This window comes from Thermoflexibacter ruber (genome assembly GCF_900113045.1).
GTDB classification, from domain to species: Bacteria; Bacteroidota; Bacteroidia; order Cytophagales; family Thermoflexibacteraceae; genus Thermoflexibacter; species Thermoflexibacter ruber.
Genome location: NZ_FONY01000006.1, coordinates 140,545 through 167,330 on the forward strand (window position 1 = coordinate 140,545; position 26,786 = coordinate 167,330).

General features: G+C 38.4%; 18 protein-coding genes. 5 read left to right on the top strand and 13 right to left on the bottom strand.

Annotated elements, in window-relative coordinates; translation table 11 throughout:
• Positions 1-244 precede the first annotated feature (244 nt).
• Entirely contained in the window at positions 245-625 is a 381-nt protein-coding gene (locus BM141_RS05065; RefSeq protein ID WP_091541109.1) for a hypothetical protein, read from the bottom strand.
• A 70-nt stretch (positions 626-695) separates the two neighbouring features.
• Positions 696-2,678, bottom strand: a complete 1,983-nt coding sequence (locus BM141_RS05070) for a tetratricopeptide repeat protein (protein WP_091541113.1) — start codon at positions 2,676-2,678, stop codon at positions 696-698.
• Positions 2,679-2,799: 121 nt separating this feature from the next.
• Between BM141_RS05070 and BM141_RS05075 the strand changes: the two genes are divergently transcribed.
• On the top strand, positions 2,800-3,381 hold the full coding sequence (locus BM141_RS05075; protein WP_091541117.1) for a hypothetical protein: 582 nt from the start codon (positions 2,800-2,802) through the stop codon (positions 3,379-3,381).
• Between the two features lie 5 nt (positions 3,382-3,386).
• On the top strand, positions 3,387-4,187 hold the full coding sequence (gene rsmA, locus BM141_RS05080) for a 16S rRNA (adenine(1518)-N(6)/adenine(1519)-N(6))-dimethyltransferase RsmA (protein ID WP_091541120.1): 801 nt from the start codon (positions 3,387-3,389) through the stop codon (positions 4,185-4,187).
• Positions 4,188-4,240: 53 nt separating this feature from the next.
• On the opposite strand, the gene rpmA is transcribed toward rsmA, so the two are convergent.
• From rpmA to BM141_RS05105, 5 genes are all read right to left on the bottom strand, one after another.
• Positions 4,241-4,504, bottom strand: a complete 264-nt coding sequence (gene rpmA, locus BM141_RS05085) for a 50S ribosomal protein L27 (RefSeq protein WP_091541123.1) — start codon at positions 4,502-4,504, stop codon at positions 4,241-4,243.
• Between the two features lie 40 nt (positions 4,505-4,544).
• Positions 4,545-4,856: a 50S ribosomal protein L21 gene (gene rplU, locus BM141_RS05090; protein ID WP_091541126.1), complete on the bottom strand. Its 312-nt coding sequence runs from the start codon at positions 4,854-4,856 to the stop codon at positions 4,545-4,547.
• A 183-nt stretch (positions 4,857-5,039) separates the two neighbouring features.
• Positions 5,040-5,993 (bottom strand): c-type cytochrome, encoded by a 954-nt coding sequence (locus BM141_RS05095; RefSeq protein WP_091541129.1) that lies wholly within the window; start codon positions 5,991-5,993, stop codon positions 5,040-5,042.
• A gap of 63 nt (positions 5,994-6,056) precedes the next feature.
• Entirely contained in the window at positions 6,057-7,715 is a 1,659-nt protein-coding gene (locus BM141_RS05100; protein ID WP_091541133.1) for an FMN-binding glutamate synthase family protein, read from the bottom strand.
• Positions 7,716-7,928: 213 nt separating this feature from the next.
• Entirely contained in the window at positions 7,929-10,931 is a 3,003-nt protein-coding gene (locus tag BM141_RS05105) for a PVC-type heme-binding CxxCH protein (protein WP_091541136.1), read from the bottom strand.
• 260 nt (positions 10,932-11,191) lie between these two features.
• On the opposite strand from BM141_RS05105, the gene BM141_RS05110 reads away from it, so the two are divergent.
• A complete protein-coding gene (locus BM141_RS05110) occupies positions 11,192-11,977 on the top strand; it encodes a Uma2 family endonuclease (protein WP_091541139.1) in 786 nt (261 codons plus the stop codon).
• A 69-nt stretch (positions 11,978-12,046) separates the two neighbouring features.
• Entirely contained in the window at positions 12,047-12,664 is a 618-nt protein-coding gene (locus tag BM141_RS05115) for a tetratricopeptide repeat protein (protein ID WP_091541142.1), read from the top strand.
• Between the two features lie 55 nt (positions 12,665-12,719).
• Here the strand turns inward: BM141_RS05115 and BM141_RS05120 are convergent, their stop codons facing one another.
• Positions 12,720-14,609 carry a beta-N-acetylhexosaminidase gene (locus BM141_RS05120; protein WP_091541144.1) on the bottom strand — a complete coding sequence of 630 codons (1,890 nt, stop codon included), beginning with the start codon at positions 14,607-14,609 and terminating at the stop codon, positions 12,720-12,722.
• Between the two features lie 97 nt (positions 14,610-14,706).
• Between BM141_RS05120 and BM141_RS05125 the strand changes: the two genes are divergently transcribed.
• Positions 14,707-15,510, top strand: a complete 804-nt coding sequence (locus BM141_RS05125) for a DUF4905 domain-containing protein (RefSeq protein WP_091541147.1) — start codon at positions 14,707-14,709, stop codon at positions 15,508-15,510.
• An 8-nt stretch (positions 15,511-15,518) separates the two neighbouring features.
• On the opposite strand, the gene dnaG is transcribed toward BM141_RS05125, so the two are convergent.
• From dnaG to BM141_RS05150, 5 genes are all read right to left on the bottom strand, one after another.
• A complete protein-coding gene (gene dnaG, locus BM141_RS05130) occupies positions 15,519-17,558 on the bottom strand; it encodes a DNA primase (RefSeq protein WP_091541151.1) in 2,040 nt (679 codons plus the stop codon).
• A gap of 81 nt (positions 17,559-17,639) precedes the next feature.
• The gene (locus BM141_RS05135) at positions 17,640-21,068 is read right to left on the bottom strand and encodes an amidohydrolase family protein (RefSeq protein ID WP_245763987.1); all 3,429 of its coding nucleotides are present in this window, start codon (positions 21,066-21,068) and stop codon (positions 17,640-17,642) included.
• 21 nt (positions 21,069-21,089) lie between these two features.
• Positions 21,090-22,712: a tubulin-like doman-containing protein gene (locus BM141_RS05140; RefSeq protein WP_091541158.1), complete on the bottom strand. Its 1,623-nt coding sequence runs from the start codon at positions 22,710-22,712 to the stop codon at positions 21,090-21,092.
• Positions 22,713-22,922: 210 nt separating this feature from the next.
• Complete coding sequence (locus BM141_RS05145; RefSeq protein ID WP_091541159.1) at positions 22,923-25,340, bottom strand: OmpA family protein; 2,418 nt, start codon at positions 25,338-25,340, stop codon at positions 22,923-22,925.
• A gap of 122 nt (positions 25,341-25,462) precedes the next feature.
• Positions 25,463-26,611, bottom strand: a complete 1,149-nt coding sequence (locus tag BM141_RS05150; protein ID WP_091541162.1) for an aspartate aminotransferase family protein — start codon at positions 26,609-26,611, stop codon at positions 25,463-25,465.
• Between the last annotated feature and the right edge of the window lie 175 nt (positions 26,612-26,786).

Genomic DNA, 26,786 nt, shown 5'->3' on the forward strand with positions numbered 1-26,786 from the left:
TACGTTGTTTAAAAAGGTAATAAGCTAAAAATAATCAAATAGTGGAGGTTTCATTTGAGTTTTTTAAACCTACCAATTTGTTATTATAAAGTTAAGTAATTCAACTTTTTCAAGCGTTCTTTTTAAAATTATAAAGTATTAGTTATCAATTAGTTACAAATTTGAAAGAACGATTAGAATTTTTGACTTACTTAAAATCACTTGAAATGTTTTAAGTAAAAGGCTATAGCTCGGAAAGTAATTTTTAGCAACGCAGAGAACAGTACTTCAAGTGAAGTTTGGTGAAGAAAAATGAAGAATATGACTGATAAACGGGGATATTTTTGAATAAAGCAAGTCTAATTTTGTAAAGGATACAAAAAGGAAAAACAGGTACGACAAAAAAAATAGAGTAGTTCTTATTTATAGGTTGAGATAAATGAGCAGGAGGGCAAACTAATTTTGTAAATCGTGTACTTCCTTCGTCAAAGACTTCTTCTACACATTGGAAGTTAAGCGAGGCAGAGAAATCTGCTAACCATTTTATATGTTTGAAAAACCTATCTCCTTGCATAATAGCAACTATCGTAAACAAGTAAAAGGCAACAAACAAGGTGAATTTTTTACTATAAAATCGATTAGTCATTGAAAGATAAAATTAGCCTGGCAAATTTAAGACTAATTTATGAATATTTGTATAAAAAATGTAAAAAGGTCTAAATTTCTATACCTATAACAATAATATCGTCGGTTTGTTTATTATTGCCTTTCCAGTTATTCAAGGTATCGAGCAGTATTGCCGATTGCTTTTCGATGGGTTCTCTACTAATATTTTGTATTAGATTTCTGAAATTTTTTACTAAAAACTTCTTATTGTGTTCGCCTCCAAATTGGTCTTGGAATCCGTCGGAAGCCAAGTAAAACCTATCACCTTTCTCGATAGGAATAGTATGCTCGGTGTAGGTACGTTGCATAGCATAGTGAATATCTCCAATAGGTAGATGGTCGGCTTTGACAATTTTTAATTCCTGATTATGAATAAGATACAGAGGAATTTTCGCTCCTGCATAAATCATCTGCTTTTTGTCATCAGAAATCTTGCAGATTGCCAATTCTAAGCCATCATTGCTTTGTCCTTCCTCTTGGTGCAGTTGTTTGACAATTTTTTGGTGCATTAGGGTCAGAATAGCCGCAGGAGAATCTATATTTTCAGTAATTTCTTGTAAAAATGAATTACATAAAACTGTAATCAAAGCGGCAGGAACGCCATGCCCTGTGCAATCTCCTAAGGCTACTAAAGTATGCCCTTCCATTTGTTTAAACCAACAAAAATCTCCACTGACTATATCACGGGGCTGATTAAAAATAAAATACCCTGAAAAAGACTGCATAATTTCAATGCTCTCTGGTGCAAGTGCGTCTTGAATATTGCGGGCATAATTGATGCTACTAAACAAGTTTTGATTTATTTGCTCTATGGTTTCCTTCTGCACCTGAATCTCCTCCGATTTCTGTATAATTTCCTTATTTACCTCTATTAGCTGGAGATTCACTGCTTGTTTAAGCCTATATTGTCTATAATAAGAAAAAGTAACAATTAGTGCTAAGAGGGTAACAATACTTAGTCCTATTTTTATCAACCAATCTACTTCTTTTTCTTTTTCAAGAAGTTCTTTCTCCATCTTGATAGTTTGCATCTCTTGTTCTTTCTTTTTTGCTTCGTATTTCAGTTCCATTTCGTTGATGCTTTGGCGCACATTCTTGTTAATGAGGCTGTCATCTGCGGACTTATAAAGTTTATGATAAAATAAGGATTTGTCGAACTCTCCCGATTTTTCATAGACTTCTGAAAGCACGTTGTAAATATTACGAATAGTGGGAAGTGCTTGAATCTCAATACTATTTTCCAAAGCTTTTTGCAGACTTTCTTTAGCTGTGGCATAGTCCTTTTTTAGCATATACGCCTTGCCTAAGTTGAGTAAACTTGTGGCGATTCCAAACTTGTTGTTGGCTTCTTCGCTTACCTTCAAACCTTGACTTATGTAGTCAATAGCTTTGGAAGCATTGCCCATACGGTAATACAAATCACCAATATTGGTCAATGGCTTGTAAATCAAATCTTTATCATTGGTTTGGCGTGCAATCTGTAAGGATTCTTCCAACTTTTTGAGGGCAAGGTCGTAGTTTTTCAGATTTACATAAATAAGTCCATGAAAATTAACGGCAGAGGCAAGCCCCACTTTATCGTCGAGCTGCCTCCAGATTACTTCCTCTTTCTCGGCAAATTTGAGTGCATTGTAAAAGTCTTTTTGGAAAAGATAAGTAACCCCAATTTTGTGCAGGGCATCAGCTTGTATAGGCAAATTCCCAATTTTCTCAGCCGAAACTAAGGCTTTTAAAAACTGCTCTAAGGCTACTTTAGAGTCGCCCTTGCTTCGGTAGGCTACTCCCTTATTGATTTCGGCAATTGCTATTTTATCTAAGGCTCCAAAACGCTCTCCCAAAGCGATTGCTTCCTCAGCATAACGTACTGCAAAGTCTAAATCTCTGTCTCTGAAATATTCTGATAATTCATTGAGAATATCTATTTTATCTTCTGTCTTAGCTTTTTCGAGTGCAACCTTTAAGCTATCTGCTTCGTTTTGGGCAAATAGCTGAAATGAAAAAAACAAACAAAGACTGACCAAAATATATTTCATAAAAAATGCAGTACCATGCAAGGAAAATTTCTGTTTGCAAAGATAAACAGAAATAATTTTTAAATTTGTACGCAGTATGATTTAAAAAACTCTTTTTTAAGAATTTATAAAACAAATGACGATGAGAACCTTAAAACTTTTAGTTTCACTGATATTCTTTTTCATCCTTCTTCGAAGTGAAGTGCTTGGGCAGGCAAGACAGGATTCTACACGCAATGAAAGACAGAGCAGTCCAAGCGAACCTTCATGGAAAGACCGAGTGCGATTTGGAGGTAATTTTGGCTTGCAGTTTGGCAATATTACTTTCATAGATGTTTCTCCTTTAGTGCTTTACGGAATTACTGACAGGCTTCAGTTAGGCGTAGGCGTTACCTATCAGTACATTCGCTTTAACTTTCCTACCTTGCGTACTTCGGGCAATTCTATTTATGGAGGGCGTGTTTTTACGCGGTATTTCCTATTTCCAGGTGTTTTTGCCCAAGCCGAATACGAAACGCTGAGTACGAGATATTATGATGCTTTTACCAACGAAATCAAGCGTGCCTTAGTCCCTGCGGGCTTTATTGGTGGGGGCTACAGCCAACAGGCAGGCGGCAGGGCAGCAATTAACGTAACTATTTTATACAACCTACTTTATGAACAGTACAAGTTCCAAAGTGTGTATGCAAGCCCTTGGGTCATCAGAGTAGGCTTTAACTTATAAATTTCATGACATCTCTTGAAAAATCAAAAAAAGTTGTCCCCAAAAAACATTTAGGGCAGCATTTTTTGAAAGAAAATTCCATTGCAGAACGTATCGTAAACCTTCTTTCTTTGCACAAAGGATATGATAAGGTCTTAGAAATAGGAGCAGGTATGGGTGTGCTTACTCAGTTTTTGCTTCAATCTGATAAATACGAAACCTTTGTAGTAGAAATTGACAAAGAATCAGTGAGTTATTTGCAAAAAAATTTGAACTTAGATGAGAAGCACCTAATTTCTGCTGATTTTTTAAGCTATGATATTCGCCAACTTTTTGATAGTCAGTTTGCTATTATTGGTAACTTGCCTTATAATATTTCTTCTCCTATTTTTTTTAAAATCTTAGAAAATAGAAATCAGGTGGCAGAAGTGGTTTGCATGATACAGAAAGAAGTAGCAGACCGCATAGCCTCCAAGCATGGAAATAAAACGTATGGAATCCTAAGTGTGCTTTTGCAGGCATTTTATGACATCAGATATGCTTTTACTGTACATGAAGGCTCGTTTACTCCTCCTCCCAAAGTTAAGTCGGCAGTCATTACCCTTAAAAGAAATCAAAGAGAAAACTTAGGTTGTGATGAAAGATTGTTTTTCCAAGTAGTGAAAGCAGGCTTTAACCAAAGAAGAAAAACTCTCCGCAATTCATTGAAAGTCTTAGACTTGCCTATTGAATTTAATACCAATGAGTTCCTAGATAAGCGTGCAGAGCAGTTATCAGTCGAGGATTTTATTAGCCTTACTCGACAGATAGAGCAAGTAAGGAAATAAAAAAGTCTTTATCAAAAAATGATAAAGACCTTATGATTAGTTATCTTGACGCTTTACTCAGCAGAGGTGGGTTCTATAGAAACAAAAGACCTATTTTCTTTACTTTTTCTGAAAACTACTTTTCCATCTACTAAAGCAAATAGTGTATGGTCTTTGCCCATACCTACATTCTTACCTGGGTGGTGCTTAGTGCCTCTTTGACGAACAATGATATTACCGGCGATAGCATTCTGACCACCAAATATTTTTACGCCGAGACGTTTACTTTCGGATTCTCTGCCATTTTTTACTTTACCTTCACCTTTTTTATGTGCCATGGTATTTAAACAGTTATATTTTTAAAAATGAGGATTGTTATTATAAAGTAATATCTTCTATTAGGACTTTGGTAAAGTGTTGTCTATGCCCATTTTTCTTTGCATATCCTTTTCTTCTTTTCTTTTTGAAAACAATTACCTTGTCCCCCTTGGCATGACCAAGTACCTTTGCAGTTACTTTTGCACCACTGACTGTCGGTTTCCCAACGCTTACGGTGCCGTTATCATCTGTGAGTAATACTTTGTCAAAAGTAAGTACATCACCTTCATTTGCCTCTAAACGATGCGTATAGATGTAACGGTCTTTTTCTACCTTGAACTGTTGTCCTGCGATTTCTACGATTGCGTACATAATTTTTTCTTAGATTGGTTAATAGGTTATTGGCTGATTGCCAATGATTTGATACCTGTTTAACATTAAAAATATTTAAAAGTGGTACAAAGCTATGATAAATACTTTAATTTTCAAATGTTTTGAAAAAGAATTTGTTTGTTTTCATCACATTTGATAAATCACTTCTATAATCATTAGGCTCTACAAATTCTTTTTGACTTGGTTTTTTATTTTAGGTACCGTTTTCAGGTAAGCAAAGATTGCTTTGGCTTCTGTTTCAGTCATAACAGGATATGGCAGCATGGGATATTTGAGTAGGGTGCCGTCTTTACGTTTGCCATAACGCAAAGTATTAACAAATTCTTCTTCTGTCCACGTCCCGATGCCTGTTTCCTCATCCATAGTAATATTGGCAGTGTACATTTCTTTGCCTTCTAAGTTATAAAGCATATTGCCACCACCCAAGTAACCCAAAGATTTCTCAGGCTCAACTTCATTAATTTTAGTGAAATCCGCTGAATGACAAGGGTAGCAATCATATCTGCCTGCAACCAAGTACCTACCTAATCTTACAATATCTGTAGTATCTGGCTGTATAATTGGTTGTTGTGGCATAGGATTGGGTTTCATTACAAAGTTGCATAATAGCTTTACTAAAAAGGAAGGAGTGCTTTGTGTTTGTTTAAGGTCATAAGCCTGCACTGCGGGCAAGTCAGAACGTAAATAAGCAATAATGGAGGCTAAGTCCTCATCAGACATATTGACAAACTTAGGCATGTAGTTAGGAATGTACTGACCGTCTGGTCTTACTCCAGTGCGTAATAGCCGAGCAATTTCCCCATCTGTCCACTTTCCTATGCCTGTTTGAGGGTGTTGAGTGATATTGGCGGCATAAATAGTCCCAAATTCTTTTGGAATATCCACCAGAAGTTTACCTGCTAAAATATTTTTATCATTTCCATGACAGACCCCGCAAAGCACCGAGGAAAGCTTTGCTCCATGAGCTACTCGTTCTGGAGTAATCTCGACTTTTAAGTTTACAGGCTCTGGCGTATAAGAAGGAATCCCACGCAAAGCTACATAAGCAAGTAAACCTACAAATGCTAATAGGAGTGACCCTACAAAATAGGCAACGAACTTGATAATCTTTTTCATAAAAAAATAAGATGTTTAAAAAATTAAAAAAAGATTTTAAGAGATTTAAAAATTTTGCTCAAATTACGCCAATTGCTTTGCCTTCATCTTAATTACTTCTTCTTTGCTAAATCCATTTTGGCGAAGATAGCCTGCCCCTAAGTATTGGCAATTTTGTAAGGCTTTCATGCTCTCAAACGCCACAGGCACTTTTTCGTAGTGATAGACCTCTTCTAAAGACATGGTTTGGTTGTTATCTCCCACACTCACATCTACATCGTGGGTAGTCATTTGGCAAGGGTGTTCATAACCGCAAGCATGGGTAATTTCTAAAACTTCTTTGCGGAAAGTTTTGATATAATTGTAAAAGCGAACGGATTTGAACGCAGGGTCTAAACCTGAAGTAAGCCAGCGATTATTAGTAGCTACACCCGCAGGGCAGCGATTGGTATGGCAGACTTGCGCTTGGATACAACCAATGGACAGCATTGCTTCTCTGGCTACATGAATAAGGTCTGCCCCCATAGCAAATGCCATGAGTGCATTGGCAGGGAATCCAAGTTTACCTGAGCCGATGAAAACGATTCTATCTGTCAATCCTGCTTCGGCAAATATTTTATATACATTGGTAAAAGCGTGAACAAAAGGAAGGGCAACATGGTCTGCAAAAGCTGGTGGCGCCGCCCCCGTTCCGCCCTCGCCCCCATCAATGGTAATAAAATCAGGACCTTTGCCTGTTTTTGCCATGATTTCCGCTAACTCATACCAAGAATCCATTTTACCCACAGCTGATTTTATTCCTACTGGAAGACCTGTTCGGTCTGCTATTCTTTCTACAAAATCGACCATTTCTCTCACATTGGAGAAGGCAGAATGATACGCAGGCGACAAAACGTCTTTGCCCAGAGGCACGTGGCGAATCTTGGCAATTTCAGGGGTAATCTTTTTGCCGGGTAAGACCCCGCCTTTGCCCGGTTTTGCTCCTTGTGAAAGTTTAACTTCTATGGCTCTGACAAAAGGATTTTTTTCTACTAATTCTCCTATTTTATCAAAACTAAATTTGCCATCTAATTCTCTGCAACCGAAATACCCCGTACCAAAATGAAAAATTACATCTGCACCAAAACTATGGTAAGGAGAAAGACCTCCTTCACCTGTATTATGATAACAACCTACCATTTTTGCTCCTTTGTTCAGGGCTTCTATGGCATTGGCAGAAAGCGAACCATAGCTCATAGCAGAGATATTGATGATAGAGTATGGTCTGAAAGGTCGCTTGCGATTGGAAGCCAAGCCCATGACTTTGGCGCAGGGTAAAAAATAGGGGTCTTTGTAGTTTACATGACCTTCTTTGACAGGAAAGGGGAACATGGAAGGATTGATGAAGATATGCCCTGCTTGGAAAAGGTCTTTGTCTGTACCAAAACCTTGATAGTTATTTTCTTGCTTAGAGGAGGCATATACCCAACTGCGCTGACTGCGATTGAAAGGTAATTCTTCGCGATTATTGGCAACGATGTACTGTCTAAGTTCAGGTCCAATAGTTTCTAACAGGTAGCGTAAACGCCCTACTACAGGATAGTTGTTTTTTATAGTTTGTTTCTTATTACGAATATCTTGGACAAAGATGACGACCAAGAAGATAAAGAAAGCAATGGCAAAATACACGCCCCAAGGCAGACTTGCTACATACTCAGCAAAACGCTCAAAGGCAGTCAATTCTTTGACGAGTTCTTCTTTCATATATGATTCTCTGTTGATTGATATTTGATGAGATGAATTGTTACAGTTTGGAGGTATTTGAAATACAATTTTTTACTAAGCTTTAAATGTTTACAAGTTATGAGTTTTTATAGAAAAAGCAAAATCATAGCAAAAAAACAGCAAAACAAAAAACTCACCCCATGAGATGATACTTGTTAGGGGTGAGTTTTTGTTTTATTAGTTCGCTTAAACTTAGCTTGCTTTTTTGAGTTCACTTAAATACTCTACTAAATCAATTAGTTCTTTATCAGGTAGTTGGAAAGCAGGCATCAAAGAACCATCATATTCTTTCTTACTTTCTATCTCACTTATTTGTACTTTGGTAATAGTCCCTCCTACTTGTTTGATAGTAACCTCTGTTTCTGTTTGGCTGGCAATAATTCCTACTAAGGTAGTACCATTTTTGAGTTTAAATACAAAACCTTCGTAGCCAAAACTAATGCCCTCATTGGGTTTTAAAATAGATTTATAGAGGGCTTCTTTAGGCAATTTTGAGCCAATTTCTGAAAGTTTGGGACCGAAATCTATACCTTCACCTTTAACTTGGTGGCACTGGGCGCAGTATTGAGTAAAAATATTTTTTCCACTGATAACATCTCCTTTTTGAGCTACTAACTTTGCAATAGGGGAGGTTTCCTGAGTAGATTCGTTTCCATAAAACTTAACAGCTTGCCCTTTGATGTCAGCTCGCCATGCAGTAGTAAGTACTTGCTTTGCCGTAGGTGCTAAATCTTTCTTTAACTTACTATCTTTTACCAATTTCCAAAGTTGCTCTTGTCCTCCCCAGCCTGCACCATACTTCTCCAAAGCCAAAGTGCGTATAGCCATTTCATATTCCTCATTGTTCATTACGCTGGAGATTAGTTCTCTGGCATCTTCGCTATCTAATTTTCCCAAGACATTAAGCGTATTTCTGACTTTTTGGTTATCTTGGTCTTTGAGGGCTTTGGCAAGAAGGTCTTTCCCGCCTTTTTTCATTAATATTTTAGCCCCTTCAACCGCTTCAATGCTATCCGATTTAGCAAAGATTATTTCCATAAGAGCAGGATACTGCTCCTTGATTTCAAATTGACTGACTAAATCTACAAAATCCAAAGTACCTTTGGTCGCCGTTAAAGCGGCAGACAAGGCTCTTTTTAATTGTGGAGTTTGAGGTACATTTTTATCTAAATGCCTCAAAACCAAGTTATCTATTTCGCCTTGTTCAGGGTGTTTTGCCTCAAATAAAGCTAAAAGTACGCCTTGCTTAGAGGCATCTTTTTGAAAGTCAAAAGCCCTAAAATAACGCAATTTTTCTTCTCCTTTACTTTCTTGAATCAATTTAGCAAGGAGTTGTGGGGTTTTTCTGGCTCTGCTTCTCCAAATAATGTCTTTGTTCCAATCTTCACCTACTCTTTTTAAATATGCTTCTAAAAAGCTATCCCACTGCTCATCAGCCCCAATTCCTAAGGCTTCCAAATACCAACGGTCGCCGTTATGCTGAGTGGCTAACTCAGCCCAGATTTCTGCGGCTTCGGGGGCTGGGTTATTTCTCAACGCTAAAGCAATCTCTCGTCTTACCTGAGCAGAAGGGTCTTTCACCAAAGTTTGGTAGGCAGGTAATAAGTTCATTTTTATTTCTCTGCCTGAGCGGATAGCAGTAATTCTCAAATCTGCATTTTCACTTTTCAAAGCTTCGTTGATATAGTTTTCTCCTTTGCCTTTGATTTTTGAAAGCAACCATAAAGCACGTGCTTTCATGCGTGGATTGGGGTCATTTTTCCACATATTTGCTAAAACAGGTTCTGCCTGCTCCTGCCATTCGTTAAGTTTTGTCCATGCCAAATAACGAGTAGCCATATTGGGGCTTTTTAAGGCTTCTATGGCTTTTTCAGGAGTAGAAAGGTCAAAAGTGGGGACTTCGTATTTTTTCTTTTCAGGCACAGTAATTCTGTAAAGCCTTCCCCTGTCCAAATCGCCGACTTGATGTCCACCTACTCCCGGGTCGTACCAGTCAGCTACTATCAACGAGCCATCAGGAGCTACGCATACGTCAGCAGGTCTAAACCATTGGTCTTTTGTGCCTTGCAAAAGATTGACCATAGTTGCTTTGTAACCTGCCCCGTCGTTAGTAACAGGATAAGCACGAACTACATTAGGACCTGCATCGCAATGAATTACTTGATTATGAAACTCTTGTGGAAGTAAGTTTCCTTCATACACCAACAAGCCAGTGGGAGAACCTGCTCCTGTTTGTAAAAGGTTTGGTACTACGCCAGGGTCGTTCAAATGCCAATGTCTAAGCGGGATTTCCTTTTCTATGTTGGTTCTGCGGGCTTGCCAACTCGCTCCTGTCATTTGGTCTTTGAATCCAAAGTTGCCATATTCCATGACATAGTTGATTCTCACGCCTTTATTCCCGTCATCATCATTGTCAGACTGCCAAAGTGTACCGTAGGAGTCCATAGCTACCTCATAGTTGTTGCGGAAATTGTACCCTAAAACTTCTACATTTTTACCGTCTAAGTCGCAACGGAATACCATACCTTCCTGGTAAAGTTTGCCATCAGCAATGATAGGTCTGCCAAATTGGTCGCTGATAACTACGCTGTCTTTGTCTAAGAGTGCTTTCCCATCATTGCCAAAGTTGAAATATAATTTCCCGTCATGTCCAAATGTAACAGCATGAACGGCATGGTCGTGTTGGAAACCGCCTCTGGTTTTAAATAAAATTTCTTTGCTATCTGCTTTGTCATCGCCGTCAGTATCTGTCAGCACAAAAATGTTAGGACTGCAAGAAACAATGACTTTATGGCCTAAAACACAAATTCCTAACGCAGAATTTACATCTGTTCCTTGATAAAAAACCTTAGTTTCATCAGCAACACCATCGCCGTTCTTATCTTCTAAAATAATAATTCTATCTCCTTCATCATTTTGGGGATTATTTGGATTGAGGTGCATGCGATAGTTATAACCTTCGCAAACCCAGACCCTCCCCTTAGCATCTACATCTATGTTAGTCGGATTCACCAGTTTGGGTTCTGCTGCAAAAAGCTGAGTAAGTAAACCTTCTTTGGTTTCTAAACCTGCCAAAGCATAGTCTGCGTGTCGCTTGTCTGCGTCGGAGAGTTGGGCATAGTCCACTGTCGTTTGTTTTTCTCCACAAGCATAAAGGAGCGAAAAACAAGTAATAAAAGGAAGTAATTTTTTCATTTTCAATATATTTTAGAATAACTAAACACTTGCTAATAATTGGAGGTATAGAATAGAGTTAATCAAAGCGTTTTTCTAATCACAAATCTTCTTATAATTCAAAATTAATTGTTTTAAAGTAAAGTTTAGAAAACGATTGCAAAAATTTGTTCTGTTGTTCAAAAATACTACAAATAACTATCCTTACTAATAAAACTTTTAGTCTTATCTTTCTATTTCTCGTAAAAAATTAAGTATATTTGCTAAAAAATTAGGGACTTATGATAATAAAGACAGACCCAATTACAGACGAAATTATTTATCCTTCTTCTGACGGTAAACGTATGGCAGAAAATACATTACAATACCGCTATATTACTACCATTCACGGTGGCATAGATGCTATGTTTGCACAAGACCCTAATGTTTTTGTGGCGGCAGACTTGCTTTGGTATCCTGTGCAGGGACAGCCGCAGATTAGTACTGCTCCAGATACAATGGTAGTCATAGGCAGACCAAAGGGGGAACGCCTTTCCTACCTTCAATGGAAGGAGGATAATATGCCTCCTCAAGTAGTTTTTGAGGTGCTTTCTCCAAGTAATACCCCTTCGGAGATGAATCGAAAACTTGCTTTTTACGACCGATATGGAGTAAAAGAATACTATATCTATGACCCTGATAATGGAGAATTTTATGGGTACATACGTAGTGGAGAACGCCTTACACAAATTTTAGAAAATATGCAAGGTTATCAAAGCCCCATTCTAAAAATTACTTTTGAAATAGGAGAGCAGGGAGAGCTAAAAATTTACGACCCTAATGGTATGCCTTTTTTGAGTTACAGAGAGCAAACAGAACGTTTTTTTCAAGAACATAAAATGAGAATAGCTGAGGAGAAAGCTAAAGAGGAAGCTCTAAAAATGTTAGAAGAGGAACGTAAGGCAAAAGAAGAGGAACGTAAGGCAAAAGAAGAAGAACGTAGAGCAAAAGAAGAAGAACGTAGAGCAAAAGAAGAAGCCTTAGCAGAGTTGGAAAGGCTCAGACGCTTGCTTGGAGATAAAAAGTAATGAGATTTGTCTGGTAAAAAATTGCTTAATTTTTATAAAAATCTACATGTAACTTAATACATAGATTAAATGCACAAAATCAAACCTATTTGTTATATTATACTCATTTTAGCATTATTCTTAAACTGTCAGAAAAGCACAGAGCAGGAACTTTCAAAGGCAAAGCAATTATTCAGCGAAGGAAATTTTAGCATGGCAGTGCCTATTTTGGAGGAGATTACTAAGCAAGATGAAAATAATGCAGATGCTTGGAATATGCTGGGGATAGCATATTATGAAATGAAAAATTTTGAGCAATCCATATCTTACTTTAATAAAGCGATTAAGATTAACAATCAGAATTACAAGTATTTTTACAATCGTGCCAATGCCCAAAGAGAACTTAAATTGCTTTTGGAAGCTATAGAGGATTATGGGCAAGCATTAACTTTAGAGAAAAATGTAGTAGACATTTACTTTAATCGGGCTGTGGCACTGATGAGTTTGAACCGCAAAAAAGAGGCTATTGCTGACTTTGAGGTGTGTTTACAGCTCGATAGCAAGTTTGCCAGAGCATATTTTGGTTTGGCTTCTGCCCAAATTTCTTTGAATCAATCCGTAAGTACAGAAAATTGCCAACATCTGCAAAAAGCCTTAGATTTGGGCTACATGGAAGCAAAAGAAGCCATAGATTTGTACTGTAAGTAAGATAAAACAGCTACTGCTCCCCCAAAAAAGAAGTAATAGCTGTTTTTTTGTCTATTTATCTTCCTATCCTTCTTTCTAAATCTGTTCTTTTCAAGGCAATTAGATGCCCTATAGGTTTTCCATTGCGATAAGTAACTACCCTAAGCGTAATATTCCCTTCAGGAAGTTCAAGCGGTTTGCCATCATGTTTTGTGGAAAACTGGTCAGGCATGGTGTCATCTATGGTATAATAAATGTCTAAACCTGCAATTTCACTTTCCATTTCTATAATTAATTTTCCATTTTTTCTCGAGGTACGTATTATGGCATCATATACAGCTTTAGAGTAATTGATTTCGGATATGTCATTTCTTTGAAAATGTGCTTCCATGCGTTTGGCAAAATTATCCCAATTTTTTACTTCTTTGGGTGACCAATATACCTCTGCTAATGCCCATGCTCTTGGGAAGGTCATATAGTAGGCATGGCGAAGAGTAGGAATCTGCTCCGTCCAAAGATTGCCTTGTCCTCCTAAAATATATTTGGCATCTACCCCATCTGGCACAGGCTCAAAACTATACGATTTTTTAGTACGTAAGTAAGCATAAATAGGTGGTTCTATAGTAGGCTCGCCTTGCATATAGTCCAAATAAGCAAACGTAGTGGGGGTCATCACCACATCATGCCCTAAATGAGCCGCTTCTATGCCTCCTTTGACTCCTCTCCAACTCATGACGGTCGCTTTTGGGGAGATGCCTCCTTCTAAGATTTCGTCCCAACCTATTAATTTTTTCCCTTTTGCTTCCAAGATTTTTTCTACCCTACCCATAAAATAGCCTTGCAAATCCTCTACATGTCTGATATTTAGCTTTTTCATCAATGCTTGACAGCCCGCATCTTGCGCCCAATAACCTTTGTAGCACTCATCGCCTCCCACGTGGATATAGGGATTAGGGAAAAGTTGGGCTACTTCGGTAAAAACTTTGTCCAAAAATTCATATACTTTTTCATCAGAGGGGTTTAAGGTATTTTCTACTAACATTTTAAAAGTTCCATTCCCGTACCATTCAGAAAAAGCTGTTCCCGGGTTTACATGAACTTTTTGTTTGGTACAACTTAGCTCAGGATAAGCCGCCAAAGCCGCCATGCTATGTCCTGGCACATCTATTTCAGGTAAAATACTAACATTTCGCTCTTGAGCATACTGTACTACTTCTTTGATGTCCTCATGCGTATAAAAACCTCCATAAGGAGTAGGTTCGCCTTCTTTGGGTTCTTCTCTGTCGCCAAAATGCCCTGTGCGTGCTACTCTCCATGCTCCTATTTGGGTTAATTTAGGTAAAGACTTGATTTCTATACGCCAGCCATTGTCATCGGTCAAGTGCCAGTGCAAGGTATTGTATTTGTACTTGGCGATTTGGTCTATGTAGTCTTTTACTTCGTTTTTTGTAAAAAAATGACGGCTTACATCAAGCATGATACCTCGCCATACAAAGCGCGGATAGTCTGTAATCTTGATTGCGGGGACGCTCCAGTTGGCTTTTGTTGCTTTTTTGCTTTCTATTTCTTTGGGAAAAAGTTGTAAGAGTGTTTGCATACCATAAAACAAACCTGCGAAAGCGTTGGCAGAAATTGTAATTTTTTGTGGGGAAACATTTAGTATGTAACCTTCCTTTCCTATTTTTACATCATCATTCTCATTGATAATGAGTTGTATCGCTCCAGCATTGCCTTGTTGGGCTTTTAGGCTAAAACCTGTAGGCACATTGAGTCTTTGAGCAAGCATTTCTGCCACTGAGCGTGCTTCTGCTTTGTTGAAACTGATGCTTTGCCCGTTTTTAAGTTGGAAACTGCCACTTAGTTGCCGTATCTCTACAGGCTGGGGAATGATATTGACAGCACTATTTTGTGCCTTACCTATGTTAAAAATTAGCAAGGATAAAAAAAGTAATAAAAGTTTCTTCATATTACCAGATAGTTTTAAAATATTGAAATCTCATTTTTGTTCAAATGTAATTCAAAATTTATAAAATTTATAATTTTTAAGATAAACTACAAATAGCGTGATAGAAAACCAGAAAAGTCATTTAATAAAATATTGGGAACATAGATTTGAGGGGCTGATTTTTAAAGTTTTACCTGATAGAGTCCTACCTTTGCTTGCGGTGGAAATCCGCCATGCTGAAACTAAAGAAGCAAGTTTTGCGGTCATCGATTACAAAAAAAATCAATTACTTTTCAATGGATTGGGTTTAGAAGAAAATTGGTGGGTAGGTTTAACGGCTTTTTATGCTGGAAAACTATTTTTCCATCTTTTTGAAGGGAGGGAATATCCTGAGCCTACGGGTTTGGTTGTCGCAGATGCCCTCGAGCAGAGTTTACTTTGGGAGAAAAAAGATGTTTATTTAGAAAAAGTAGAAGCGCAAGGAGTGCTGGTTTCTCCTTTGAAAAAACAAGGGAAAGAGTTACTACTATTAGATATAAAATCAGGGAACGAACTGAATAAAAAGGAGTTAGAAAATTTGGGAGGCAATTACGAACAAGTAGCCAATTCACTCACTTTTCCTTCTCAATACACAGAAGGCACAGAGTATTTTAAAACCATTGCGCAGTTTTTGAAATATAAATTAGGTATAGAAGTCGCTCATAAAATAGATTATTTGGAGTGGAATGAATATATCCTACTCTCTTATTGGGAAGGAAAAAGCAATTTTCTTCTTTCAATGAATAAAAAAGGAGAAACCTTATTCCATGAGTTGCTCCAAGAAAATGCAGGGAATCAATTAGAAGAAACCTTTTTTTTGGTGAATAATTACTTGGTCAGCATAAAAAACAAGCAGACTATTTTGATAAACAAATTGGTCTAAATCGGCTTTTACTCAGGCAAAATCACCGTCCCTAAGTCTGCCAGCATTGTTTTTTTTACTTCGTTGAGGTGAAAATATCTATCCAAGAGCATTTGCATTGCCTCCTCCTCAGCGGTGTGGAGTTCTTCTTCTATTTCTTTTAATAGCTTGATAATGAACTTATATTTGTGCCTGATTACGTACTCATACACTGTATTGGGCAGTCGCTCGGCATCGCTTTCGTGAGGAATAAAAATCTCGTGCATGAGTTCCCAATTTTCGCTGGCTTGGTATTTTTCTGTGGTAACATTTACGACAGTTTCTACTACCTCAGGCGTGCCAAAACGTATCATGTAACTATCATCTGCCTCAATGCCTTGACCGATCGCTTCTTTGTACATGGTTAGTATTTTGAAGTAAACAGGAGTATGAAATTGCAACTCCTCAATCTCGCTGAGTAAGTATTGCCAGAGTTTTGTTTCAGAATCTACTTGATAGTTGCCATATTTGAGCAGTAAGCGCACACACTCTCTTTCATGTACCGCAATGGTACGCAAAACTTTGTTGTCTTTTCGCTGGAATAAAGCAATATCTTCCTCATAATAAATTTCTTGCGAAGGTGTATAGTACTCTTCCGTAGGCAGAGGAATATCGTCTAAAAAGGGAGGTAAATCTGCGCTTTGTTGCTTTTGCTTTGCTTCATTTCTTTTCTGCTCTTCTTGCTTGCGTTTTTCTTCTTGCAAGCCCTTTTGAATCAGGATTTTATCAATTTCCACTAAAAGCGTATGTGCCTCTATATCAAAAAGTTCAGCGCATTGCTTGGCATACACTTCCCTTTTGATGCTATCAGGGATTTTGCTAATGCTGTTAGTAATTTCTCTGATAGCTCCCGCTTTGCGTATAGGGTCTGTTTTTACTTCCCCCAAGAGCATCTCAGCCTTAAAAGTGATAAAATCTTTGGCATTTTCTTTTAAAAAATCTTTGAAAGCCATGCTACCTACTTTCTGCACGTAGCTATCAGGGTCTTCTCCATCGGGAAAAACCACTGCTCGCACATTCAAGCCCTGCTCTAAAATCAAATCAATGCCGCGCAAAGAGGCTTTAATTCCTGCATTGTCCCCATCGTAAAGCACAGTAATATTGTCAGTAAAACGCTTGATAAGTCTGATTTGCCCTTCGGTGAGCGAAGTCCCCGAAGAAGCCACCACATTGGTAATGCCAGCTTGGTGTAGGGAAATCACATCGGTATAGCCTTCGCAGAGGTAGCAGTTGTCCTGGTTTCGGATTTCATTTTTGGCTTGGAAAATACCATACAAAACTTCACTTTTTTTATATACCTCATTTTCAGGAGAGTTGAGGTACTTAGGCTGTTTATCATCTTTTTTTAGAATCCGCGCTCCAAAAGCAATGACTTTTCCTGCTAAATCATACACAGGAAACATTACTCGCCCACGAAATCGGTCGTACTGATTGACTTTGCCGTTTTCTTCTTTTTTGATGAGTAAGCCAGCTTTTTCTAAAATTTCTTGTGTAAATCCTTCCTTTGTCGCACTTTGCTCTAAATCATGCCAATCGTCTTTGCTGTATCCTAAGCCAAACTTTTCAATAGTTTGTGGGGTAAAGCCTCTTTCTCTGAAATAACTCATGCCCAATGACAAACCTTCTTGGTCATGTTGAAGTAGTTTCTGGTAATGCCTTTGAGCAAACTGCATGACTATCAAAATACTTTCTCTAAGACTTTGCCATGCTTTGTAATCATCTGTATTGGTACTTTTATCTTCTTCTATTTCAATATTGTACTTACTTGCCAAATACTTTAAGGCTTCGGGATAGCTCAGTCCCTCTATGTCCATGACAAACTTGACCGAGTCCCCTGCCGCCCCACAACCAAAGCACTTGTAAATGCCTTTGGCGGGAGCAACAGAGAAAGAAGGCGATTTTTCATTGTGAAAAGGACAGCAAGCCCAATAGTTTTGCCCTTTCTTTTTTAAGGAAAGGAAGTCTTGCACCACCTCCACAATGTCAGCACTATCTTTGATTTTTTGAACGGTCTGTGAACTAATCCGCATGAGTAATAAAGAAGATGGAAAAATTTACCAAATACAAATTTAAGCGAAAAGTTCGATAAATTATTCGCATTTGATAGTCTTCTAATCCTTTATCCCTGTTACATTTTCAGGTTTGTTGATTTGCCACTCAAATTTGTCTGCTTTTTTCTTTCTTGGGAAAACCTCGTTCAGATTACCTGCATCGTACAAGCGTCCATTCTTCATCACATATTTTAGTGTATTGGAATTTCTAATATTTTCTAAAGGATTTTTGTCCAAAATCACTAAATCAGCCAATTTCCCCACCTCGATAGAGCCCAAATCTCTGTCTAAGCCAATAGCCGTAGCCCCTAAGATAGTCGCTACTCTGAGGGCATCGTGGTTGCTCATGCCTCCTGATTGGACTGACCAAAGTTCCCAATGATAGCCTAAACCTTGCAGCTGCCCATGACTTCCTATGCCTGCAAGTCCTCCACTTTCTACTAAATTTTTCATAGATTGAGCGTGTTTGACAAATACGTGTTCTTCGGGCATAAACCAAGAGCCACGTCTTCGAGATTTTGCAGCTAACTCCTCATAAGGTGTAAAATATTGGAGCTTGGCATCTTTGTAAGGACTTTCAGTAGCATAATAATAGTTTTCAGCCCAAGGACCTCCATAAGCCACTAATAAAGTAGGAGTTACGCACATTTTTGAATCAGCAATGGATTGATATACGTCTTTGTAAATAGGGTAAATCGGCAGAGCGTGTTCGTGCCCAGGATAGCCGTCAAGGAGTTGGGTCATGTTGAGCTTGAAATCTAAGCCTCCTTCGGTAGTGGGCATTAGATTCTGTTCCTTAGCCGCCATGATAATCCATTGGCGTTGTTGGCGATTGCCCGTGAGGTACATTTTGATGGTTTTGGTATTGTAATATTTACTATACTGTTTCAGAATTTTTCTGGTTTGGTCTAAATCTTTCAGGTTATACGCCCAAAAACCTACCCCAGGTCCTGTAGAATAGATGCGAGGACCAGGGATAGCACCTGCTTCTACCATGTCGGCATAAGTCAATACATCAGTAGTCGCCGTTTGCGGGTCGCGGGTAGTAGTTACCCCATACGCCAAATTTGCGGCGTACATCCAAACATGGTTTTTATGCAAGCCCCAATAAGGCCACATGTGGGCATGAGTATCTACAAATCCAGGGATAATGGTTTTTCCTGTTACCTCTATGACTTGAGCATTAGCAGGTATGCTCAGAGTGCCACTTGCTCCCACTGCCTTGATGCGGTTGTTTTCTATCAGAATATCTCCATTTTCTATGATTTCTTTGCCTTTCATGGTAATAATTCTTGCTCCTTTTAGCAGCGCAATGCCTTGGGGAATGTCTTTGGCAAAGTTTACTTTGATTTCGTATTCTTTAGCCTCGTATTTGGTGCTTTTCTTTTCGTCTTTTTTAGTTTTATCTTCTGTGGTTTTGTTGTCCTTTTGTGTAGTGTCTTTGGCAGCTAATCTTTTTCTCTCGGCTTCTTCTTTTTGTGCCAATTTGACACTGTCTTCAAAGGTTTTTGCCTTGTCCAAATCATAGACAAAATGAGATGCTCCTAACGACCAATGCACTTTTTTGCCATCTCCAGACCATGCAGGAAACTCGCCTCCTAACTCTGTGAGTTTGCGAGCAGGGAAAGAGGCATTGGTCGGGTCTGCTACAGAAATACTTGGTGTTTTTCCTGCTTTAGGAATAGTAACAGTGTAAATCTCATTGTTGATTTGAGCGAGGGCTTTGTCGCCTTCTGGGGCAATCTCTATTTGGGAAGCTACACTTGGGCGATTCATCTCCATTTCTTGGAAATTTTCAGGCAACATACACAAATAGGCTTTGTCAAAATGCACAGTTCCAAAGGTAGTAATGCCTGTAATTTTAACGTGAGATTTTTCATCTGTGCCGTCCCAGCGCATAGAAATCAAACCTTCCTCAAAAGAATTAAGATAAACTCTGTCGTCATTTTTAGTAAAATGGGGATTGGAACGACCATAAGCCTTAGTAATGACATTTACCGCTCCTCCATTATCCGCAATCCAGCAAATATCCTCTGCTGTATTAGGTTGGAAAGGGTCGACAGCATCTTTGTAAACCTGATTGCTTCCACGCATAAAAGCAATGCGATTGCTTTTGTAAGACCAAGCCAACTCTGTATAAACCGCAGGGGTATTGGTGAGTTTTTGAGGAGCAGTTTTACCATTGGCACTTACCTTATAAATATGTCCTCCGTCTTCTGCCCAAGTAGTAAAAGCAATGAAGTTTCCATCGGGCGACCAAGTAGGTTGAGCTTCTGTAAAGTTAAAATTGGTCAATCTTTGTGGTTTTCCATTGGGGAAGTCCATGACATAGAGGCGATTGAGTGCGGTAAAAGCTAATTTTTTACCGTCAGGAGAAGGCACAGCATCGCGTATTTGTGTAGCTAAAAGTTCTTTTTCATCTTTGATAGGATATTTGAACTCTAAGCGAGGTCCCATTTCCAACTCTATATCTACGTCCAAAGGAATTTCTACTGAGGAAGAGCCATCAATGCTGATTTTATATATTTTCCCACCATAAGAGGTAATCAAAAATTTGCTGTCAGGAGTAAAAGCCATACCAGGCAGTACGCCCATCAAAGCAATAGATTCTTGCTCATCACGCTGAACGGGGTAAGCCAGCCATTTTTCATCTCCATTTTGTAAGTTTCTAATAATCAGTCCCGTTTTGTCTTCGTAGCGCGTTCCATACACTAACCATTTGCCATCTTTGGAAAGCACAGGGGTAAAAGCAGAGCCATAGCGAGAGGTAATGACTTGGTTTTTCCCTGTTTCGCGGTCATACACTCCTATTTGGTACTGAGGAAGTTGGGCATTGTAGTTCCAAGCTCCAAAGCGGCGAGAATAATATACATAGCGTCCATCAGCACTTACGGCAGGGTCATAAGCACGCATATTTTCTGGTTTGTCCACCAAGTGGATGCCTCCACCGCCATCTTTGTGGAACATCCACAGTTGCACTGTTCTTCTTCCTCTTGCCGCAATAATGTACTCTCCGTCAGGTGTCCAAGCAGCAGAGGTATGGTTTTGGTCGCGGTCTTTGGTGATTTGTAGGGTATCTTTTTTCTCTAAATCAATCCACCAGATATTTTCCGCCCCACTTTTATCAGAAGTAAACAAAATTTTCTTCCCGTCGGGGCTGTAGCGCGGGTGAGTATCATAAGCCAAACCTTTGGTGATAGGGGTAGCTTTCCCTCCACTGATAGGCATGGTATAAATATCTCCCATCATATCAAAAACGATATTTTTTCCGTCAGGACTGACATCTAAGGAAATCCAAGTACCTTCTTTGGTATTGAAAGAGATTTTGCGTTCAGGTTCGAGAGGAAGTTCTTTTGTTGCTTTTTTTTCTTTCTTAGTAGAGTCGGCTTTGCTATTTTGGGCATCTTGCGCTAAAAGAGAAGTGGTACCAAAACACCACATTGCACAAGCAACACAAAGCCAGTACGGCAATGTAATTTGATTTTTCATAGTTTAAAATTTTTTACTTTCCTATTTTCTAATTTTATGTAATGCTTTGAAAGTCTGATAAATATGATAAAGTAGTCGTTCCCCTATTTTAGCAGATTCGAAATCAGAGGCAGGTTTTAGGTTTGGGTCTTCTCTAAATTTTTTCAAAAAAGTATCATAAGGCTTAGGACTACTGAGCCAGCCACCGTCCCCCTCAAATTGATATTCTTTGGCATCTAATAGCTGTCCCCAATTATACTTTTTTAAGCCATTAGCATCTGTTTGAAAGCTATTGACGCTAAACAAGAAATGCTCGTCAGTAGAACTTTTTTGTACCTGCCTAAGCCAACCGTCTTGGATATGACCATTGGCATAAGAGAAAGCAAACATTTTCAAGAAGTTATTGATAAATTTGGCTTCTTCTTCAGTAAGGTCTTTGTAGTCAGCGATGTTGTATTTGCTTGACAAAGCACTGACGAAGTTTTTAATATCGCCGTCTTGGTGATTTTGTACCATAAAACTCAAAGCATAAAAAGCAGTCCACTTGTCCATGAGCTTGTACTGCTCTTCCTGCCCTACAAAGTCAGCAAAGGTGAAGTCAAATCGCTCATTGTCATTGACTATAGTTTTGTATAGGATTTTATGTTCTCCTTTTTTTATACTGCTGTCTTTAAAAAAATCATAAGCAGCACTGGCACACATTAGCTCTACTACATGAGCCACATTTTTCTGCTCTGCTCCACCCGTAGTGGTACTTTTTCCAGTTTTTCCCTCATCGTAGTTGAGCAGTCTCGAAGACCAGCCCACATGATACATTCTTTGATAAATATTGCGAATAGTGCTGTCTGCCTCATAAAACATCAGAGCGGCTTGGGAATTGAGGGAAAACTTATCAGCATCTGCAATGACTTTTTCTTGAGCAAGTTGCTGGTTAGTAGGCTTATTGAAGGTAAAATAGTTGGTGAGCAGGGTCGTACCAAAAAGCAACTCCTCTGCTATATTGGCTGTGCTGTCCCAAATTTTTAAGGCATCTTTCAAGGCTCTGGGAATCACAGGAATAGATGAAGCCCCTGTACCTCCAAAAATAGAACCCATGATGAATACCCTGACTTGTTGCCCACTCAGTCCAGCATCAGAAAGTCGCTTTAAAAAGGCAGTAATATCATCGGGTTTGGCACTTTTTTCCCCATTTTTTATTTTAGTAACTTCCTCTAAAATAGCATGATACATCAAGTAAGAACCTACATGTGTTTGCGCTCTGTATCCATGAGAAAGGTCAAACTCTTGTACCTCTTTGTCAAACAACAAACTCATTAAGTCTTCATTATTTTTGTTTACATGTCTGTCTGTACTTTGCCCTAACTTACTGACTAAGCGAAAGGTACGGTTTGTTCCTGAGTACTCGGGCGAAAAGCGAAAAAGGTGAATATTAGCAGAGAAAAAAGAATCTCTTAAGGCTACTTGCTTGCCTGTACTATCTTTTTTGATACGGATATAGGTATCTATGAGTTGTTCAGATTGGCTTTTATTTCCGTTGTTTGTATCTGTATCTAAGGACAAAATATCTATTTCTTGCCCATCAAATAGTCCGCAAGCGGCAAGATGAGTAAAAGCCTCTAAACACCTCATTCCCGTTCCGCCTACCCCAATGAGAAAAAGTTTCATAAAAAATTTGACTTAAAAATGTAATTCTGAGTAAAGAAAATAAATTTTATGCAGACTTTCTAATGAAGGCAATTTTTATTTTATTAGGACTTTTGTCTTTTACATGATAATACATGAAAGAGAGCAGAAAGCTGTTTTTCACATAAAAACACATGAAAAACATAAGTCCTATTTATATTTAGAAGGAGATAGACAAAGCTAACATTGCATTTATCTTTCCACAATCGCAAAATCAATCCTTCTGTTCTCAGCGTGTTGAGCTTCTGTGCATTGGATTTTATAGCAATCATTTTTCATTTTGGTTGCTCCCAAAGAATAAATAGCAATGAAACGTTTTCTATCTATACCTTTTTTTAACAAATAACTTACAGCAGCATTGGCACGCTGGCGAGAAAGTTCCTCATTGGCTTTGGGTTTGTCGGTATTGTCTGTATGAGAAAATATGCTAACTTTCAAACCTTCATGCTCTTTTAAAATTTTAGCCACTGCGTCCAATTGGGTTTGTACTTCTTCATTAAAAGTAATTTTTCCCGCAGGATAATAAATAGAAGGCAAGGTAAATGTCAAAGGCACAGGCTTGTAATTGACTGCTCGCATCGGCAGAATTGCCTCTACTACTCTCCCTGACTCTATGCCTATCATGCTTACATCTATGTAGTCATTGGCTTGGTATTTTTCTTTGACTGCCCAAAGCTGATAGTTATAGAGTGTATCTACTACAAAAATGGCTACTCCATTGTCATCAGTCTGTCCTTCGTAAGTTTGTCCTGTATTTTTATTTCTCAAACCTACGGTAGCCCCTATCAAAGCTCTGCCATCTTCTGTATCGGTAACTATCGCTCTGATAACTGCTCGGCGTTTATTTTGTATTGTCTTGGTCAAAGGTATTTGCAAGTCGAGGGTTTGAGCAGAATTCTTGCGGACTGTATAAATACGATAAGGCAAGCTAATGTCAAAGCCTTCTTTGAAAACAGTCAGTTTATAACTTTTATCTTGTTGTAAATCAAAGGTATATTTTCCTTGCAAGTCAGCATAGACTTCTTTCACCTCCTTCGAACCTGTTTCTTCTAAAAGCAACCTTGCATCTGGGATAGGTTTTTTTATAATTTCTGAAATTGTATCTTTTTCTATTACTTCTATATTGAGCCTAAAACGGTAAGTGTTTGGGGACATGAGCATATCTATACTCACAGAGACAGGACGCAAGATACCAAAGGTAGAAAACTCATAATCTTTGGTAGTTTGGTAGTTTAGCTTAGTTACAGCTAACTGATAGCGTTTTTCATTCTGTACGATAAAGCGATACTTGCCACTATTATCAGTAAAGCCGATGCGAATGTCGTCATTTTCTATGTCCCTAATTTTGACAATGGCTTTTTTGATAGGCTGTCCTGTAATACTATCAAATACATTGCCTGTAAGTTCAAAGTTGAACTGTCCAAACACGTCTGCACCGCCGTCAGTAATATTCCGAGAAATATTGAGTAGCAAGGTATTAGACCTGTAAATATCAAAATTCCCTCTACGGTTAGAGGCAAAGTATCCTATTCTTTTGGAATCATTGATAATGAAAGAGATATCATCATCTTCGGAGTTGATAGGTGCACCTACATTTTTTACTTTTTCAAAAAAATCGCCTATTTTCTTGGCTTCGTAAATATCAAATCCCCCCATGCCTCCTTGTCGGTTAGAAGCAAAATACAAATTGCCGTCTTCGTGATAGAAAGGGGTAATCTCATCGGCAGGGCTATTCACTTGACTACCCAAGTTCTGGGGTTCAGACCAAGTACCATTGGCTTGTTTAGTAGTTACATAAATATCTGTACCTCCATAGCCACCGGGCATATTGGAAGTAAAAAATAAGTATTTTCCATCTGGTGAGATAGAAGGATGGGCAATAGAATAGTCCTCAGTTTCAGGAATCTGCACGGGAGAAGCACTGAACCACACACTTCGGCTTACTCTGGCTTCGTAAAGCGAAGACTTACACAGCTTTATTTCTTCCTTATCAAAAATATTTAAAGGTAAAGGATTGGTCTTAGCAAAAAAAATGTGTTCCCCGTTTTCTAAAAATTGCGCCCCTACTATATTACTTTTTTGTGCTTGACGCACTGCCGTATAAATGCGTCTTTGTTCTCTCATGCTATCTGGGTGAGTCACAAAAAATACGCGGGTGCGTGAGGGTTTATTCCAAGCTGTAATGCCTAATTTGAGTGGATATTTATCCTTTAAGCGATGAAAAAACAAACCTTGCCTGTAAAAAACAGGGAATAGCTCATCTGATTCTGTGTTGAAACGCAGTAATTTGATAGAAAAGCGGTAAGATTCTGCAAAAAACTCAGGGGCTTTCAAAGACCGTACATTTTGCATAGTCGAGTCTTGCTTGCTAAAATTGAAAAGACCGGGAAGCAAAGGAGTGGTTTTTTCTGTATTTTCCTCAAAAGTTGGTCTTTGAGCAAACAAATTATAGGAAAGGAAAAAGCAAATAAAAAAGAAAACAAGGAAACATACCAATGATTTTTGACAAAAGTAGGATAACTTTTTTAGATGATTGATAGCAAGTAGTTTAACATCTAAAAAGCCCAAGTAATACTTTATGTGTAATATCTGTACGTGTATATGATTCATTTCTTTTTATTCAAAGCAAGCCTGTTTCATTCTCATACTTGCAAATTCCTTGCCTACTGTTTTTCAAAACGTAATTACATCATTTTTTGTATAATTACGAAATAAAAAATAAAAATGTAAACCTATTCCACCGCTACCAATACTTTTTCTAAACAAGCCGTAAACTGCTCATTAAAAAAGTCCATTTCTTGTTGAGCAAGGTTTAGGGCAGGCAGCAAACGAATCGTATATTTGTCGGAGGAAGAACCCGTAAATATTTGATAATCTTTTACTAAGATATTTCTTACTTCCTTGCAAGGCATCTCTAAAGCAACGCCTATCATTAGCCCTTTTCCTCTTACTTCTTTTACACCTTCTATTTTCTTCAGCTTTTCTATCCATTCGTTTCCTGCTTTCTCAGCGCGTTGGATTAAGTTTTCTTCCTTGATTACGTCCAATACAGCTACTCCCGCCGCACAAGCCAAGTGATTTCCGCCAAAAGTAGTTCCCAACATTCCGTAAGTAGCTTTAAACTTAGGGCTTATCAGTACGCCTCCAATAGGAAATCCATTACCCATGCCTTTGGCTGTAGTAATCAAATCGGCTTGGATACCAGCGTGTTGGTGGGCAAAAAACTTTCCTGTCCTTCCGTAGCCAGACTGTACCTCATCGGCAATCAGGACGGTATCGTATTTATCGCAAAGTTGGCGTGCCGTCTGCCAAAACTCCACTGAAGGCATAAAAACCCCGCCTACGCCTTGTATGCCCTCAGCAATGACTGCACAAATTTCGCCTGTACTTAGGTGTTTTTCTAAAGCCTCTACATCATCAAAAGGAATAAAAATCACATTAGGCGTTTCGTTGATAGGAGCAACGATTTTAGGGTTATCTGTAATCACGACTGCCCCTTCTGTTCTTCCATGAAACGAGCCTTTAAGGGCAATTACTTTTTTGCGTCTGTTGTAAAATGAAGCCAATTTTAAGGCATTTTCGTTGGACTCAGCCCCTGAGTTAGTAAGGAAAAGCTCGTAGTCAGGATAGCCAGAGAGTTCACCCAATTTGTAGGCTAATTCTTCTTGGATAGTAATTTGGACAGAGTTGGAGTAAAAAGCAATTTTATTCAACTGTTCAGTAATTTTGGCGACATAGTGCGGGTGCGTATGCCCGATGGAAATTACAGCATGACCGCCGTACAAGTCTAAATAACGCTTTCCCTTGCTGTCCCAAACGTAAGAGCCTTGTGCTTTTACCAACTCTATATCAAAAAGTTCATAAACATTAAAAAGTTTCATTGGCTTATTTAGTTTTATACTCACATCTAAGGTTTACGAAACCTGTCAGATGTAAAAGATTGTTTTGGGTATAGATAAAATTTACCCCCTTAAACAAAAGATAGATACGATAAGTTTCAGTTCTTTCGGACAATGGAGTAAGTTTTATAACTTAATTTTCAATTAATCACTTTGT